Origin of the sequence: Micromonospora tarapacensis, assembly GCF_019697375.1 — a bacterium.
Lineage (GTDB): Bacteria > Actinomycetota > Actinomycetes > Mycobacteriales > Micromonosporaceae > Micromonospora > Micromonospora tarapacensis.
Map to the genome: position 1 here is coordinate 276,542 of NZ_JAHCDI010000004.1, position 16,207 is coordinate 292,748.

A 16,207-nucleotide genomic window follows, 5' to 3' on the forward strand; every position below is an offset into this window, starting at 1 on the left:
ATGCGGACTACCGTTCCCCCGGTGGCCTGCGTCGGAGAGCCCCGGCTCACCGCCGGGTTCGCCGAGTTCGGCCGGCTCGACCTGCGCGCCCACGAGATGGTGCACGGCCCGATCAGCCCGCTGGAACCGTCCAACCTGCTGCGCCTCGCCGAGGGCATCCAGCTCAAGGGCAAGGGCGGCGCCGGCTTCCCGATCGCCAAGAAGCTGCGGGCGGTGCTGGAGTCCTGCGAACGCCAGGACCTGCCACCCGTGGTGGTGGTCAACGCCACCGAGGGGGAGCCGGCCAGCTGGAAGGACAAGGTGCTGCTCACCCGGGCACCGCACCTGATCCTCGACGGTGCCGCGCTGGCCGCGTTCGCCCTGGACGCCGAGGAGATCGTGGTCTGCGTGGCCGACGACCTGGTCGGCCGGGACTCCCTCATGGAGGCGCTGGACGAGCGCCGGATGCCGGTGCCGACCAGTGTCGTGACGGTGCCGCACCGGTTCATCAGCGGGGAGGGTGGTGCGCTGGTCAACGGGATCAACGGGCTGCCGCACATCCCGCCCGGCACCAAGAAGCGCTCCAGCGACTCCGGGGTCGGCGGGCTGCCCACCCTGCTCTCCAACGCCGAGACGTACGCCCAGCTCGCGGTGGCCGCCCGGCTCGGCCCGTACGAGTACGCGGCGCTCGGCACCGACGACGAGCCCGGCACCGTGCTGCTCAGCGTGACCGGCGCGGCGGAGCGTCACGCGGTGGTCGAGTGCGCGGCCGGCACTCCGCTGGCCGAGATCCTCGAACTCTGCGAGGTGCCCGACGGTCCGGGCATCCTGATGGGTGGCTATCACGGCAAGTGGATCACCAGGGAGGCGGCGGAGAGGGCCGAGGTCTCGCGCAAGGGCCTCGCCGCGGTCGGCGGCACACTCGGTGCCGGCATCATCGTCCCGCTCGCCGACGACACCTGCCCGCTGGGCGAGGCCGCCCAGGTGGTGCGCTACCTGTCCGGTGAGTCCGCCGGGCAGTGCGGCCCGTGCAAGCGAGGGCTGCCCGACCTGGCCCGCGCCGTCGACCTGGCGGTCTCCGGCAGCGCGCCGGTGGAGATCGTCCGGGCCGCCGCCGGCGATGTCAAGGGACGTGGCGCGTGCAGCCACCCGGACGGTACGTCCCGGTTCGCGCTGTCGGCGATGGAGGTCTTCGCCGACGACCTGAAGAGGCACACCACCGGCGAGGGTTGTGGCCGGCGGGTCAAGGGCATGATGGGCCTGCCCGGCGCGCCCGACCCCGACCCGCAGAAGCTGGTGCTGGACTGGTCCCGGTGCGACGGGCACGGCCTCTGCGCCCACGTGGTGCCGGACTTCATCCGGCTCGACCAGAACGGATACCCCGCGTTCCCGCCCACCCCCGTGCCGACCTGGCTGCGGGAGGGTGCGGCGAAGGCGGTCAAGGTGTGCCCGTCGCTCGCGCTGCGGCTGACGAGAGCCTGACGAAGGAGACGTGGATGGGGTCGGCCCGGGCGACGAGACGTTCCACCGGCACGCTGGCCGCCGCCCTGCTCGTCGCGGTGCTGCTCGGCTCGGGCTGCGGCACCGACCCGGACGCCGGGGCGACCCGGCCGGCCGGCACGTCGCCCACCGCGACCCCGGCGGTCGAGGCCACCGCGACCCCGTCGACCGGGCCGGCCGGCCCGGTGCCGGAGACCCTCCGGTTCACCGGCACGACGCTGGACGGTGCGAGGTTCGACGCGGCCACCCTCGCCGGCCGGCCGGTGGTGCTGTGGTTCTGGGCGCCCTGGTGCGCCACCTGCGCGAGTCAGGCGTGGACGATCGCCGAGATCGAGCCCGGGTTCCGGGAGACCGTGCCGATCGTCGGGATCGCGGGGCTCGGTGAGCACCAGGCGATGACCGACTTCGTCACCGAGTTCGAACTGGGCCCGATGCCGCAGATCGAGGACCGGGACGGGACGCTCTGGCGGCGCTTCGAGGTCGTCGAGCAGAGCACCTTCGTGATCATCGACCGGGACGGGCGCGTGATCCACCAGGGCTGGCTGGACGGCGAGGACCTCACCCGGCAACTCACCGCCCTGGCCGCCGGGTCAGCGGGGGGTTAGGCGGTCGGTGGCTAGGCGGTCGCGGAGGACCTCGGGCACCAGGACCGATCCGTCGGGCTGCTGGAACTGCTCCAGGATGGCCGGGAAGAGGCGGCTGGTGGCCAGGGCCGAGCCGTTGAGGGTGTGCACGAAACGGGTCTGCTTGCCGCCCGGCTCGCGGTAGCGGATCGCCGCCCGGCGGGCCTGGTAGTCACCGCCCCAGGAGACCGACGAGACCTCCTTGTACTTCCCGGTGCTCGGCATCCAGACCTCGATGTCGAGGGTCTTGCGCATCGACGCGCTGGCGTCGCCGGCCGCGAGCAGGCTGCGCTGGTAGTGCAGGCCCAGCGCCTCGACCAGGCTCTCCGCATGGCCGACCATCTGCTCCAGCGCGGCGTCGGCCTGCTCGGGCAGGGCGAACTGGAAGATCTCCACCTTGTTGAACTGGTGGCCGCGGACGGTGCCCCGCTCGTCGGAGTGCGAGCCGGCCGCCTCGCGCCGGTAGCACGGGGTGTACGCGAACACCCGCAGCGGCAGCTTCGCGGTCTCCAGGATCTCGTCCTGGTACGCCCCGAGGATCGCCGTCTCCGCCGTCGGCAACAGGAACTGCCCACGCGGCGCGGACTCCCTGTCCAGGTGGTAGACGTCGTCGTAGAACTTCGGGAACTGACCGGCGGCGAAGCCGGCGCTGTCCAGCAGCAGGTGCGGCGGGAGGAGGAATTCGTAGCCGGCCTCGACGTTGCGCTCGATCAACCAGTTGACCAGCGCCCACTCCAGCCGGGCACCCAGGCCGGTGTACATCCAGAAGCCGGAGCCGCCGAGCTTGACCCCGCGCTCGTGGTCGACCAGGCCCAGCATCCGGCTCAGCTCGACATGGTCGCGGACCTTCTCGATGGCCGGTGGCTCACCGAAGGTCTTCACCACCCGGTTGGCCTCCTTGCCCCCGGGGACCACGTCGTCGGCGGGCAGGTTGGGCAGCTCGCTCATGGTGGTGCGCAGCCGCGCCTGCACCTCGTCGAGCTCGGCCTCCAACTCGGCGATCTGCTTGCGGCCGGCCTCGGAACTCACCTCCGGCTCGACACCGGCCCGCTTCGCCTGCGCGTACGCCCGGGCCTCGGCCTTGCGACGCTGGCGCTCCCCGTCGATCTCAGTGATCAGCCGGCGACGCTCCCGATCGAGCTGCTGGATCTCGTCCAGCGCCCGGTCGACCTCGGCCGCGTCCAGCCGCTTGGCCAGCGCGATCGCCACCGCGTCGCGATCCTTCCGGATCAACTCCATGTCGAGCATGCTGCTCCGTATGCCTCCGTCCGGGCTCGGGTGGACCTCCAGATGCTACCGCCGCACCCGTACCGCCCCGCCGGGCGCATCGGCACCGCCCCGCCGGTCGCACCCCGCACCCGGTCAGAGGCGGATCGGCATCAGGATGGAGAAGGCGCCCTCGTCGTCCTGCCGGCGGATCGCCAGCGGCGTGATCGGGTCGTCCAGCTCCAGCACCAGGCGTGGCCCGCCGGCCGCGCCCAGCGCGTCGAGCAGGTACTCGCCGTTGACGCCGACGCGCAGCTCGGTGCCGCCGGGGTCGCCCGGGCAGCTGAGGTCGTCCGGGCCGAGCAGGCGCAGCGCGTCCCGGCCGCCCAGGCCGAGCACGGTCACCGGCAGGGCCCCGCCCCCGTACTCCCGGGTGAGGGTCGGCCTACCCGCCCGCAGCGCGCCGACCAACCACTCGGCGTCGACCGGAACCCGTCGCGCCGGCTGGTCGCCGCCCACGCCGGGCAGCAGGGCGTGGTAGTCCGGGAAGTCGTACGGCAGGGTCGTGGCCCGCAGCCGACGCCCGGCGACGTCGGCGACGACCTGCCGCCCCACCACGGTCAGCCGCACCTGGTGGCCGGCGGGGGCCGGGCCGGCCAGCAGCCGCCGCAGCCCGTCCGCCGCGGCCACCGGCAGCAGCGCCCGGACCGCCGGGCCGTGCACCGCGGCGTCGGCCGTCGCCACCGCCAGGCGGTGCCGGTCGGTCGCCACCAGCCGCACGCCGTCGCCGGCCACGTCGAGCAGGACGCCGGCCAGCGCCGGCAGGTCCGGGTCGGTGCCGACCGCGAACCGGACCGCGTCCACGGCTGCCGCCAGGTCCTTCCCGGCCAGCAGGAGCCGGGTGGCCACCGGTGGCTGGTCGGCCGGCAGCAGGGACCGGATCCGGGCGACCTCGCGGCGCGCGTCGGCCAGGCCGTCCGCCAGCCGCCGCAGGTGCTCGTCGAGCAGCCGGTGCACCACCGCGGGTTCCGCGCGCACCGCCCGGGCGATCTCGACCACCGGCAGGCCGACCCGGCGCAACCCGGCCACCAGCCGGGCCGGCGCCACCTGGTCGTCGGTGTACCGGCGGTACCCGGTGACCGGGTCGACCCGGGCGGGGACCAGCACCCCGGCGGTGTCGTAGAACCGCAGGGCGCTCACCGTCAGACCGCTGGCCCGGGCCAGCTCGCCGATGCTGCGCAGTTCGCTCTTCACGCCGTGATCCTGCCGCCTCGACCTGGTCGAGGGTCAAGCGGTCGCGGTCTCCTCCAGCACCCGGAAGGTGATGCCGGCGGCGGTGAGGCGGCCCAGCAGGGCGTCGCCCATCGCGGTGACCGGGGTGACCTGGCCCGAGGTCACCGGAAGGTCGTCCAGGGCCAGGCAGAGGCTCGACTCGGCGAGCATCTTGGCGGTCTCGTCGTACCCGGGGTCGCCGCCGGCGACCTCGGTCACCACCCGCCGGCCACCGCCCGAGCCGACGAACCGCACCGTGAACCACGACCTGGCTCGCCGCTCGGCGTCCGGCCCCTGCCCGGAGGAGAGCCGGCCGAGCAGCCAGCGCCGGGTCGGCGGCAGCTTCACCAGCCCGATCAGGGCGGCCAGCACCGCGCCGGCGGTCAGCACCGTCGGCAGCCGCCGCACGGACGCGAAGTGCCGGTAGCGGAAGTCCGGCCCGTACTCGGGTCGGGCCGCCGCCGAGCGGCGGACCACCTGCGGATCGATGGTCGGCAGCGGCACCGCCCAGCCGGGCAGGTCCCGCGAGCGGGCCAGCCGCCCCCGCTCGGCCCGGACCCGGCGGTCGGCCGGGCGGGGTTCGGCGGTGCGGCGCTCGCGGGCCGCCCGCGACGCCGCCTCGGTGCGCGAGAAGGAGATCAACGCCGAGTGGTACGTGCCGGCGGAGAACCGGCCCCCGGCTCGCACGTGTCCGTCCACCGTGATCGGCACGTCGGCGGGCAGTCGGTTGACGGTGAACCAGACGCCCAGGTCGTGCGGGATCGAGTCGAAGCCGCAGGCGTGCACCAACCGGGCACCGGTGCGGACCGCCTCGGCGTGGTGACGCAGGTACGTCAGGTCGACGAACTCCGGCTCGCCGGTGATGTCGAGGTAGTCGGTGCCGGCGGCGGCGCACGCGGCCACCAGCGGTTCCCCGTGACGGACGTACGGCCCGACGGTGCTGGCGATCACCCGGGTGCCCTCGGCCACCGCGCGCAACGAGGCGGGGTCGGTGACATCGGCGGTGAGCAGCGGCAGCCCGGCCAGCGCCGGATCGATCGCGGCGAGCCGGTCGCGGACCGCGGCCAGCTTGCCGGGATTGCGGCCGGCGATCGTCCAGCGCAGCCCCGGCGGGGCATGCCGGGCGAGGTACTCCGCGGTGAGCCCGCCGGTGAACCCGGTCGCCCCGAACAGCACGACGTCGTACGACCGTTGCACAGCCATCCCGTGATCATGCCACCGCCCGCGGTGAACCCGGCTCCCCCCGAAGGGGTGAACCGGCGTGGGCGGGGTAACCGCCGGCCGCAGGACCGGGGGAGGAGGTACGCGTCCGTGGGGGTGGACCGGATGCCGGATGACCGCAGCACCGTCCGGGTCGAGGCGGCGGTCCGTACGCCGGCCGGACCGCCCCTGCTGGCGTCCCGGCTGACGCCCGCGGTGCCGCCCGAACCGGTGGTGCTGCGGCCCCGGCTGGCCCGGTTGCTCGACGAGGGGTGGCCCGCCCGGTCACCCTGGTCCGGGCCCCCGCGGGGTGGGGCAAGACCACGCTGCTCGCCGCCTGGCGCCGGGCGGTGGGCGAGGCCGCCCCCGACGCCCCGGCACCGGCCTGGGTGTCGGTCGAGGTGGGCGACGACACCGACCGCCTCTGGTGGTACCTCACCGCCGCCCTGCGTTCGGTCACGGACCCGGCCGGGCCGCCGGTGCCCGACCGGGCGCCGCGCCCGGACGAACTGGAGGTGCTCGCCGCCACCCTGGCCGCCCGGGATCGGCCGGTGGTGCTGATCGTGGACGACCTGCACCGGATCACCGAACCGGCGGCGCTGGCCGGGCTGGAATTCCTGTTGCGTCACACCGAGCAGCGGCTGCGGCTGGTGGCGGCCGGTCGGACCGGCCTGCCGTTGGCGGTGCACCGGCTGCGGCTGGCCGGTGAACTCACCGAGATCGGCCCGGACGAGCTGGCGTTCACCGGCGACGAGACCGCCGATCTGCTCACCGCGCACGGGGTGGCGGTACCGGTCGCCGCGGTGCGCCGGCTGCGGCAGCGGACCGAGGGCTGGGCGGCGGCGCTGCGGATCGCCGCGCTCGCGCTGCGCAACCAGCCGGACCCGGACCGCTGGATCACCCGGCTCGGTGGCGACCAGCCGGAGATCGCCGGCTACCTGCGGGCGGAGGTCCTCGCCGGGCTGGCACCGCCGGAGATCGACCTGCTGCGCCGCACCGCCGTCGCCGACACCGTCTGCGCCGGTCTCGCGGGTGCGCTGACCGGCGACACGGATGCCGAGGGGCGCCTGAGTGGTCTCGCGCAGGACGCCGGCCTGCTCCGCCACGACGGTGGCCAGCCGGTCTGGTACCGGTGCCATCCACTCCTCGCCGACCTGCTGCACCGCGAGTTGGGTCGGCTGCCCGCCGACGAGCTGCACGACCTGCACCTGCGTGCGGCCGGGTGGTACGCCGGCAACGGCCGTCCCGCCGATGCGCTGCGGCACGCCCTGGCCGCTTCGGACTGGGTGCGGGCCGCCGACCTGTTCGTGGCCGGCTGGCCGGAACTCGTGCCGTACGAACCGGTCGCCGCTGGCGAGACCGCGCCGCCGCCGCCCGCGCCGGACCTGGTGGAGCGCGACCCGGAGCTCGGGTTGGCCTGCGCCGCGCAGCGCGCCCTGTGCGGCGACGCCGAGGGGGCGGGCGGCTACCTGCGGCTCGCCGCCGGGCACGCCGGCCGGCTGCCCGAGCCGCGCCGAACCCGGTTCGGGCGGCTGGTCGCCGCGGTCGAGCTCACGCTGGCCCGGCTGGCGGGCGAACCCGCCGCCGTCCGTTCCGCCGCCGTCCGCCTGCTCGCCACCGGCGGCGGGAACCGACCCGGCGTGCCCGACACGGACCCCACCGGAGCGCCCAGCACCGGCCGGGTGCCCGCCGGCCCGGATCCGGTGCCCGCGGGGACGGAGGGTCTGGTCGCCGGAGCGTCCGCGACCGGCTCTGCCGCGGGGCCGCGAGGGGACGCCGGTGGCGAGGCCGACGTGCGGGCGGTGGCCGGTACCGCGCTGGCGTCGCTCGCGCTGGACGCGGGAGACCTGGCCGTGGCGGCGACCGGGTTCGTGGCGGCGCTGGCCGCCGCCCGGGACGCGGGCCGGCCGCGCACGGAGCTGGTCTGCGCCAGCCGGTGGGCCCTGCTCGTGGCGCTGCGCGGCCAGCTGCGCACGGCCGAGGAGGCGGCCTGGGCGGCGCTGGCGCTGCCGCCCTGCCAGGGCTGGTCGGCGCAGCTCGACTGCGGGTACGCCCACCTGGCGTTGGCCGTCGTCGCGTTGCACCGGGACCAGCCGGCGGAGGCCGAGGCGAACCTGGCGCTGGCCGCACCGGCGGGCGGGGATCCGCCGGCCGCCGCGGTGGCGGCCTGGTGCCGGGCCCAGCTGCGCTCCGACGAGGGGAGCTGAGCACGGCCCACCGGCTGCTGGTGGAGGCCCGGACCGGGTGGGCCGGCCGCGCCGGCGAGTTGGGGTCGTTGCTGATCGCCGCCGAGGTCGCCCTGCACGGCGTCCGGGATGACGTGCGGACCGCCCGGGAGCTGGCCGGTGACCGCCCGGCCGGGCCGGTGTCGGAGGCGACGTCGGCGCCGGTGCCCGGGACGGCGGCCCCGCCGGCGGTCGCCGCCCCGCTGGCCGTCGCGGCGGCCCGGGTCGAACTGCGCGCCGGTGATCGGCGTGCCGCCGGGCACCTGCTGCCGGACTGGTCCGCGGGGCCGGCGGCCGACTGGGCGCTGCCGGTACGCCTCGACGCCGCGCTGCTCGCCGCGCTGCTCGCCGCGCGCGACGGCGACCACCGGCGGGCCGGCCGGACGCTGGAGCAGGCGCTCGAACTGGCCGCCCCGGACGGCTACCGCCGCCCGTTCACCCAAGCCGAGCCGGAGCTGCGGGACCTGCTCACCGCGCACCTCGACTCCGGTACGGCGCACTGGTCGCTGGTGAGCGACCTGGTCCGGACCGCCGACGCACCACCCGGGCCGGCGACCACCGCGACGCCGGGCGCACCGGTGGCGCCGCTCGACGAACCGCTGACCGAGCGGGAGCTGACCATCCTGCGGTACCTGCAGAGCATCCTGTCCAACGTGGAGATCGCCGCCGAACTGTCGGTCTCGGTCAACACGATCAAGACCCACGTCCGCAACATCTACCGCAAGCTCGACGCCACCCGCCGCCGCGACGCCGTCCGTCGCGCCCGCCAACTCCACCTGATCTGACCGCCGCCGCAGCGTGGGGCTGGCTGGGTGGGTGGTGGGGTTCGGGTTCGCGTCAGGGGGTGGCCGCGGCGTCGACGGCGGTCAGCAGGGTGGCCAGGTCGAAGTCACCGTCGTGGCGGACACCGTTGACGAACAGGGTGGGGGTGGCGTCCACCCCGCTGCGGATGGCGCCGACGAAGTCGTGCCGGATCCGGTCCCCGTGGGCGTGCCGTGCGATCTCCGCCTCCACCTCGTCCACCGGCAGGCCGAACTGCTCGACGCCGAGGGTCAGGTGCACCGGGTCGAGCTGGTCCTGGTGTTCGTAGAGCCAGTCGTGCATCTCCCAGAACCGGCCCCGCCGGCCGGCGGCCTCGGCGGCCTCGGCGGCGCGTTCCGCGTACGGGTGGAGGTTCGCGATCGGGAAGTGGCGATAGGCGAGGCGTACGGTCTCGGACCGCTGCCGCAGCACCTCCCGCAGATTGGCGTGCGCCAGACCGCAGAACGGGCACTGGAAGTCGCCGTACTGGACGAGCGTCACCGGGGCGTCCACCGGGCCCCGGAGGTGGTCGTGCTCCGTGACGGGTGTGCGCAGTCGCGCAGTGACCTGCAGTGGCGTGGTCAGCCGATCGGTCATACCCACCAGCCTCGTACCGGGCCGGGTGAACGCGGCTCACCCGGCCCGGGTGGTTCGCCCCCGGCCCGGCCTTGCCTCTCAGCGCAGCACCGGGGCGACCGCGATGTGGTTCTGCACCTCGCGGATGCCCGGGGCGGACCAGACGACCCGTTCCACCTCGGCACGTTCGGGCATCGAGTGCACCAGCCCGCTCAGCAGCACCGTGTCGCCGTGGATGCGTACCGTCACCTGCTCCGCGTCGGTGGCACGGTTGCGGGCGAGCGCGTCGACGATGCGCTGGGCCAGGACCGCGCCGTCCGGGCGTACCGGTGGCCGTACGGTGATGCCGTTGCTGACCCCGCGTACGCCGTTGAGCCGGCCGACCGCCTGTTCGGCGGCGCGGCGCTGGTACTCCCACTCGACCTCGCCGTGCAGGGTGACCCAGCCCTGTGAGACCGTCACGTCCAGCTCGTCCACCGGCACGAACGCCTGCCACTGCAGGGCGTGCTCGACCGCGGCGGCGATCTCCGGGTCGGTGCGTTCCGCGCCGCTGACCAGCCGAACCGCGAGGTCGTTGGCGACCGCCCGGACCCGGGCGACCCGGTGCGCGGCCCGCTCCGCCGCCCATTTCTTGGCGTAGCTGTCCACCCGCCCGGTCAGCGTCACCACGCCCTCGGCGACGGTCACCCCGATCTCGTGCGGCCGCAGCCGGGGCTCCCAGTCGAGTTCGTCGAGCACCGCGGACCGGATGTCCTGATCGGCGTGGTTGATCGTCGAGATGCTGGCCATCGGTCGCTCCCTTCTCGCCGGGTGGCGCGGACCGGGGCCGGGTCCGCAGCATGGTGGTCCGCCCGGCACGCACCGAGCCTGGCGGCCGTTCGGATGACTCGGCCCCACCTGGATCGGGTGAGACCCGCGCGTCCCCGGCGGTGGGCTCGGTATCGCCGCCTGCGGCCCCCGAGGCCCGGCCCAAGGCCAGCACGGCGGGGGCCCCGTCCGACCGCCATGGTCGGGCGGGGCCCGTCGAGGTGCCGCCGACCGTCGTCAGCTGGCGGGGTTGGTGGGGTCGGCGGGGGAGTCGGGCCGCTCCAGGTCGACGAACTCGATGTCGTCCGCAGCCCGGTCGCGGCTGCCGGCGGCCCGCGCGGCCGTGCCGGCGGCCCAGCCGACCGCGGCGCCGACCAGGGCCGCGCCGATCAGCAACGTCCAGGGCAGGGCGGGGCGGCGCCCGGCGAGGGCGTCGAGTGCGCGGGTGGCCCGGGTACGGGCCTCGTCGGCGGCCGATCCCACCACGTCGCCGGCCTCGTCGGCCAGGCCGGCTGAGCCGTGGCGGGCGGAGCGAGCGGTGTCGCGGATGCTGTCTCCGGCGGTGCTCACCGCTGAGACGAGGTGTTGCCATGCCTGATCCGCGATCCGTTCCGGCTTGCTGCGGTGCTCCAGCACTTTGATTCCGAACATGGTGGTTACCTCCTCGACGGTGCCGAAGCCGCTGCGCTGCTCAACGTCGGCGGCGTTGCCTGGCGTGTGGCGGTTCGCCATCGGGGGCTGTGCCCCGACCGATGGCGCCACAAACCACCTGGTAGCCGTTCTGCGACCAGGTGGTGTGATCAGTGGGAAACGACCGCGGCGACGGCCCCTCGGGCGAAGTCGTCGTCATCGTCGTCATCGTCGTCGCCCCCGCCGCCGAACCCGCAGGCCAGCATGAGGGCGAGCAGGGCACTGACGCCGGCCAGCGCAGCGAGTCTACGGAGCATTCGTGCCGTCCTCTCGTTGTACGGTCACCCGTGATGCTAGGCACACCGCGCCACCGGCGCCCGTCGAGCGGCGTCGGGAAGTTGTCGAACGGCACGCCGGGCGGGCGGGGATCTGGGCGGGCCGGCGTCGGCCCGGTACCCTGGTTCGGCGACGCCGGCCCGGCCGGGCGTCGAGCGATATGGCAGATAAAGTGCGGATAGGGGCGATTTGGCGCGCCAGTGTCCGTGAATTGCTCATCCCGAGGGGTGGCGACCGAGGCCGTCGGAGGAATACTCTCGGTCGCGGCCCGCGTACTGATGAGGCGCCCGTCGTACGGGCGAGTGGAGGTGCTCGCGTGAGCCTGACGATCCTGCAGACGGTTCGGCCCGGTGGTGTCATCGAGATCGCCCCGCGGGGCGAGATCGACGTCGACACCGCGTACGAGGTGAAAGAGGCCATTGCCGAAGTGCTGGCCAAGGGGCGTCCGGCCCGGATCGAGCTCAACATGCGGCTGGTCACCTTCATCGATTCGGTGGGCATCAGCGCGATGGTCGCCGGCTTCCAGACCGCCGAGGTCAGCGGCGTGAAACTGGTCGTCATCGAGCCGAGCCGGTTCGTGCACCGGCAGCTCTGGGTGACCGGCCTGCTCGGCCTCTTCGGTGCGCCCGAGCCGTACTACGCCGGTGCCGCCGCGGCTCGCGAGGTGCTCCCCGGCGCCTGAGCGTGCCGGCGCCCGACCGGGGCCGCAGCCCGCGGTCCTAGGGCGTGCGTGGAAGTCCCTGGCCGAGGTCGGACAGGTCGACGTCGGCCACCTCGGTGATCGCCCGGACCGCGGTCACCGTTGCGTAACCGGCGGCGAGCAGGGCCAGGTCCGTGCCGGGCTGCGCCGCCTGGCCGGGCTCCTCCAGCGAGGTGCGTACGAAGCCGTGGCCGGATTCGGCGACGGTCATCTGCACCTGGCCGAACGTCGCCAGGGTGGCCCGGCGCACCCCCCGAAGCCGGCCGAGCGGCAGATCCGGCGAGTTGACGTTGAGCACGCTCTCCCCGGGCCGGTCGGTCAACCGGGGGAGCAGGTCGAGGGCGACCCGGGCGGCGGTGGCCCAGTTCCGTTCGGCGTCGCGGACGAGGGCGGCGGCGGCCACGGCGGCGCCCCCGCTGGCCGCGGTGGCCTCGCCGGCCGAGAGTACGTCCAGCGACACCGCCATGGCCCGGCACCCGTTGGCGGCGGCGGTGAAGGCGGCACCCACCGTGCCGGAGTGCAGCACCGCCCGCCCCGCGTTGGCGCCCCGGTTGATGCCGGAGAGCAGCACGGACGGCGGCGGCCCGAACGCGCCGTGCACGGCGATGAGCGCGATGAAACCGGGCGAGCCGCCGACGCCGAACGCCGGTACCCCGTCGAGTCCGGGCAGCGGGTGCTCGTGGACCACCACCTGCCCGTCCTGCTCCACGGCGCTCATCGCGGCGCTGGTGCCGCTCGCTTCCTCGATGGGGGCGGCCACCACCACGTCCAGTCCCCGGTCCACCGCGGCCCGGGCCAGTGCCTGGATGCCGGGCGCGGCGATCCCGTCGTCATTGGTGATCAGCACCCGTAGCGTCATCGCCCGCCCGCCCGCTGGGCCAGTTCGTCGGGGGTGGTGCGCTCCTGCGCCCGGCTGCCCGCCGGCTCCAGCCGGACCCGGTCCACCAGGCCGGTGATCGAATCGAGCCGGCCGGTACCCAGTCCGTGCCGGGTGACGTTCAGCGCGCCGGCCGCCGCGCCGGTGCGGATCGCCGTGCGTACGTCGCCGCCCCCGGCGACCACGGCGGCCACACCGGCGGTCATCGAGTCGCCCGCGCCCCGTGGGTCGGCCGCCTCCAACCGGGGCATCCGCACCTCGAATGCCTCGCCGTCGACAAGCGCCAACGCCGGCTGGTCGGCCCGGCTCACCAGGACGTTCTCGGCACCGGAGGCGTGCAGGTCGTACATCGCGCGGGTGAGCTGCTCCTCGTCGTCGCCGGCCGCCCGGCCGTCGGCGATCAGTTCCTCGTGGCTGACCTTGAGGAAGAAGACGCCGGCGTCCAGGACTGCCGTGAGGTGCTCGCCGGAGAGGTCCACCACCACCCGTCCGCCGTTGGTGGCCAGGTCGGCGGCGAAACGCCGGTAGAGGTCCGCGGGGACCAGCGTGGGGTCGTTCGGCCCGCTCAGCACGCTCACCGGCGCGCGCAGCCCCTCGCCGAGCGCCAGGTTGTACAACTCGTCGAGCTCATGGCGGCTCAGCGGCTGCCCCACCACGTCGACGACCTCGCGGCGGCTGCCCTCGCGGCGGTCGTGCACGTAACCACCGCTCCCGCCGGAGTCGCGTGCCACCGCCTTGAGGTGGACCCCCTCGCTGGCCAGCAACGGCTCCAGCACCTGTCCGATCTCGCCGCCGAGCGCCGTGCACAGCACGACGTCGACGCCGAGCGAGAGCACCATCCGGGCCTGCCAGATCCCCTGCCCGCCGGGATGCAGGTGCAGTTCCGGCGCGTCGTTCGGCTGCTCGATCGTGACGGTCAGCTGTGGGGTCGGTGCGAAGACCATGACGTGCCCGCTCACCCGGCGTACCCGCGCATTCCGACGTCCCTCGGTCCGTCCATGCCCGTTCCTCCTGTTCGCGGCGAATGTCCGCTCCCCTGCTCGACGGTAACCAGGGAGGCGCGACGGCGCGCGCCGGAGGGAGGATGCCCCGCCGGGCAACGGTGGAAACGCGGCACGGGGGTGGACCGCCGACGGCAGCCCACCCCGGTGCCGTGGGGTCAGTACACCGACAGGTGAACGTGGTTGGTGTGGTCGCTGGACGGGTCACCGCGGGCGCCGCTGTACGACTTCCACCCGCTGCTGGGCAGCCAGATCTGTCTGTACCAGATCACGTAGAGCACGGCGAGTCGGTCGGCGTTGTTCACGAAGTACGCCGCCAGGTTGTTGCCGTACGTCCGGTCGCCACCCGTGGCGTCGCCGCCGAAGCCCTTCTTCTGGGCCGCGAAGTCGCAGGCCCGGCCCTTGGGGTGCTCGCCCGAACCGCCGGAGCGGTAGCAGGAGACGTACCGGGTGAAGCCGTCCGCCTTGGCCTGCTTGAGCGCGTGCAGCGTGCGGGGGGTGATGCAGCCGTTGGCCGGGGTGGGGTCGTTGACGCTGCACGACTCCGACGGCCACGAGCCGTCGGAGTTGCGGGGTGCGGGCTTGGCCGTCGGGCTGGACCCGCTGCTGCGGGAGGTCGAACGGTTCGCCCGCTCGGCCGCCTCGGCCCGCTCCGCCGCCTCGGCCCGCTCGTTGGCCACCGTCAACGCCCGTTCGGCCTGGTCCTTGCGCTTGGCCATCACGGCCACCTGCTTGCGCTGTTCCTGGACCTCGACGTCCAGGGCCTGTTTGGTCCTGCTGACCTCGTCGCGGGTGACCTGGAGTTCGCGCAGCGCACGGTCCTCGTTCGCGGCCACCGCGTCCAGCGCCGCCGCCCGGTCCATGAAGCCGGCCGGGGACCCGCTGTGCAGCAGTGCCGACGCGGCGCTCAGCCGTCCGGTGCGGTACGCCTGCGCGGCGATCTCGGCGACCTTGGTGCCCCGCTCGGCGAGTTGACTCTCGGTCGTCTTGAGCTGCTCGGCGAGTTGCTTCTGGCGCTTGACCGAGCGGTCCAGCGCGGTCCTGGCGTCGAGGTAGCCCTTGCTGGCGGCCTCCAGTTGGGCGCGGAGTGCCGGCGTGCCACCCTCGTCGTCCACGTCGCCGGGGGCCGCGCGCAGTCCCTGCGGTGCCGCGGCGGCGGGGCGGGGGCGAGCGCGACGCCCAGGGCGAGGGCGAGGGCGGCGGCGATCAGGGCCGCGGGAAGGGCGGCCGGTCTCACGGTTGCCACTGCTGGCATGCACATGTCCTTCCGTCAGCCGCCGACCGGGTTAGCTGACGGGTTCGGGACGGAAGATCCCTACCGCTGACGCGGATGCACCCCAGGAACGTGGTTCCCCGGTTCGCCCTGGCGGGCGATTAGGCGGCGGCCGCCGCCGGCACCGGTGGGTGCCGCCTGGCGGAGGCCGGGTCCGAGCGTACCGGTGCTGCTGTGACCGGTGCAGCTGATGTGACTCATGGTGTTCGCTTGTTGACTAGTAAACCAGGTCAAATCGGTGCAATGGGTCCGTTTGTTCAGGGCCGCCCGCTACCACTCGACGGCCCCGCAGTTCCCGGGGTTCGCTCGCGGCTCGATCTGGAGGGTGGCGTGCTCGATCCGGAAGTCCTCCAGCAGGGCCGCCCGGGCCGCCGCCAGGACCGTGCCGACGTCCGCGCCGGGCGTGACGATCAGGTGTGCCGAGGCCACCTCCATGCCGGAGGTCAGTGTCCAGACGTGCAGGTCATGGACGCCGGCCACGCCGGGCACCGCGGCCAGCCGGTCGTGTACCGCGGTGACCTGGAGGTGCTCCGGGGCGGCCTGCACCAGGATCCGCACCGCCGCCCGACCCAGGCGCCACGTCCGGGGCAGGATGAACCCGCCGATCGCCACCGCCACCAGCGGATCGGCCCACCACCAGTCGGTTGCCGCGATCAGCAGCGCCGCCCCGATCACACCGAGTGAACCGAGCAGGTCCGCCAGCACCTCCAGGTACGCGCCCCGCAGGTTGATGCTCTCCCGGGCACCCGGCCGCAGCAGCGCGAACGCGGCCACGTTGGCGAGCAGGCCGAGCGTCGCCACCACCAACACCGGCCCCGCCGGCACCTCGGGTGGGTCGCCGAACCGGCGCACCGCCTCGATCAGCACGTACACCGCGACACCGGAGAGCAGCGTGGCGTTGGCCAGCGCGGCGAGCACCTCCAGCCGGTAGAGCCCGAAGGTGCGCTGCGGATCGGTGTCCGCCCGGCGGGTGGCGGCGACGGCGGCGAGTGCCATGCCGATGCCCAGCACATCGGTGAACATGTGCCCGGCGTCGGAGAGCAGGGCCAGCGAGCCGGTCCGCAGGGCGGTCGCCGCCTCGGCCACCATCAGGGCGCTGAGCAGGGCGAAAGCCGCCCACAGCCGGCCGGAGTGGCGGTGTGCGGCGTTCGACACCGCGGCGTGGTGGTGGTCGTGACCCGCGCCCACCCAGACACCTTCC

13 protein-coding genes, 2 pseudogenes and 1 riboswitch are annotated in these 16,207 nt (G+C 74.6%); of the genes and pseudogenes, 4 read left to right on the top strand and 11 right to left on the bottom strand.

Annotated features, from left to right (window positions below; all coding sequences use genetic code 11):
• Positions 1-1,461, top strand: coding sequence for an NADH-quinone oxidoreductase subunit NuoF family protein (locus tag KIF24_RS07285; RefSeq protein ID WP_221087227.1), 1,461 nt, complete (start codon positions 1-3; stop codon positions 1,459-1,461).
• 14 nt (positions 1,462-1,475) lie between these two features.
• The gene (locus KIF24_RS07290; protein ID WP_221083383.1) at positions 1,476-2,084 is read left to right on the top strand and encodes a TlpA family protein disulfide reductase; all 609 of its coding nucleotides are present in this window, start codon (positions 1,476-1,478) and stop codon (positions 2,082-2,084) included.
• Here the strand turns inward: KIF24_RS07290 and serS are convergent.
• From serS to KIF24_RS07305, 3 genes are all read right to left on the bottom strand, one after another.
• Positions 2,070-3,350, bottom strand: coding sequence for a serine--tRNA ligase (serS, locus tag KIF24_RS07295; RefSeq protein WP_221083384.1), 1,281 nt, complete (start codon positions 3,348-3,350; stop codon positions 2,070-2,072). The genes KIF24_RS07290 and serS overlap by 15 nt on opposite strands.
• Positions 3,351-3,464: 114 nt before the next feature.
• Positions 3,465-4,550 (bottom strand): DNA polymerase III subunit beta family protein, encoded by a 1,086-nt coding sequence (locus tag KIF24_RS07300; protein ID WP_221087228.1) that lies wholly within the window; start codon positions 4,548-4,550, stop codon positions 3,465-3,467.
• A 45-nt stretch (positions 4,551-4,595) separates the two neighbouring features.
• Positions 4,596-5,783 (bottom strand): saccharopine dehydrogenase family protein, encoded by a 1,188-nt coding sequence (locus tag KIF24_RS07305; RefSeq protein ID WP_221083385.1) that lies wholly within the window; start codon positions 5,781-5,783, stop codon positions 4,596-4,598.
• Positions 5,784-5,906: 123 nt separating this feature from the next.
• Between KIF24_RS07305 and KIF24_RS07310 the strand changes: the two are divergent.
• A pseudogene (locus KIF24_RS07310) lies at positions 5,907-8,790 on the top strand (LuxR C-terminal-related transcriptional regulator).
• A gap of 52 nt (positions 8,791-8,842) precedes the next feature.
• Here KIF24_RS07310 and KIF24_RS07315 read toward each other — a convergent pair.
• The 4 genes from KIF24_RS07315 to KIF24_RS07330 all read right to left on the bottom strand — a co-directional run bounded on the left by KIF24_RS07315 (position 8,843) and on the right by KIF24_RS07330 (position 11,136).
• A complete protein-coding gene (locus KIF24_RS07315) occupies positions 8,843-9,391 on the bottom strand; it encodes a DsbA family protein (protein WP_221087229.1) in 549 nt (182 codons plus the stop codon).
• Positions 9,392-9,481: 90 nt separating this feature from the next.
• Complete coding sequence (locus tag KIF24_RS07320; RefSeq protein WP_221083386.1) at positions 9,482-10,171, bottom strand: BON domain-containing protein; 690 nt, start codon at positions 10,169-10,171, stop codon at positions 9,482-9,484.
• A 255-nt stretch (positions 10,172-10,426) separates the two neighbouring features.
• On the bottom strand, positions 10,427-10,840 hold the full coding sequence (locus KIF24_RS07325; protein ID WP_221083387.1) for a hypothetical protein: 414 nt from the start codon (positions 10,838-10,840) through the stop codon (positions 10,427-10,429).
• A gap of 149 nt (positions 10,841-10,989) precedes the next feature.
• A complete protein-coding gene (locus KIF24_RS07330) occupies positions 10,990-11,136 on the bottom strand; it encodes a hypothetical protein (RefSeq protein WP_221083388.1) in 147 nt (48 codons plus the stop codon).
• A gap of 335 nt (positions 11,137-11,471) precedes the next feature.
• Between KIF24_RS07330 and KIF24_RS07335 the strand changes: the two genes are divergently transcribed.
• Entirely contained in the window at positions 11,472-11,837 is a 366-nt protein-coding gene (locus KIF24_RS07335; protein ID WP_221083389.1) for an STAS domain-containing protein, read from the top strand.
• Positions 11,838-11,874: 37 nt separating this feature from the next.
• Here the strand turns inward: KIF24_RS07335 and surE are convergent, their stop codons facing one another.
• From surE to KIF24_RS07355, 4 genes and pseudogenes are all read right to left on the bottom strand, one after another.
• Complete coding sequence (gene surE, locus KIF24_RS07340; protein WP_331461029.1) at positions 11,875-12,702, bottom strand: 5'/3'-nucleotidase SurE; 828 nt, start codon at positions 12,700-12,702, stop codon at positions 11,875-11,877.
• Between the two features lie 8 nt (positions 12,703-12,710).
• On the bottom strand, positions 12,711-13,691 hold the full coding sequence (locus tag KIF24_RS07345; protein WP_331461030.1) for a PfkB family carbohydrate kinase: 981 nt from the start codon (positions 13,689-13,691) through the stop codon (positions 12,711-12,713).
• A gap of 200 nt (positions 13,692-13,891) precedes the next feature.
• Positions 13,892-14,988, bottom strand: a pseudogene (locus KIF24_RS07350) (coiled-coil domain-containing protein).
• Between the two features lie 4 nt (positions 14,989-14,992).
• A riboswitch (cyclic di-AMP (ydaO/yuaA leader) is annotated at positions 14,993-15,124 on the bottom strand.
• 152 nt (positions 15,125-15,276) lie between these two features.
• Complete coding sequence (locus KIF24_RS07355; RefSeq protein ID WP_221083391.1) at positions 15,277-16,194, bottom strand: cation diffusion facilitator family transporter; 918 nt, start codon at positions 16,192-16,194, stop codon at positions 15,277-15,279.
• Between the last annotated feature and the right edge of the window lie 13 nt (positions 16,195-16,207).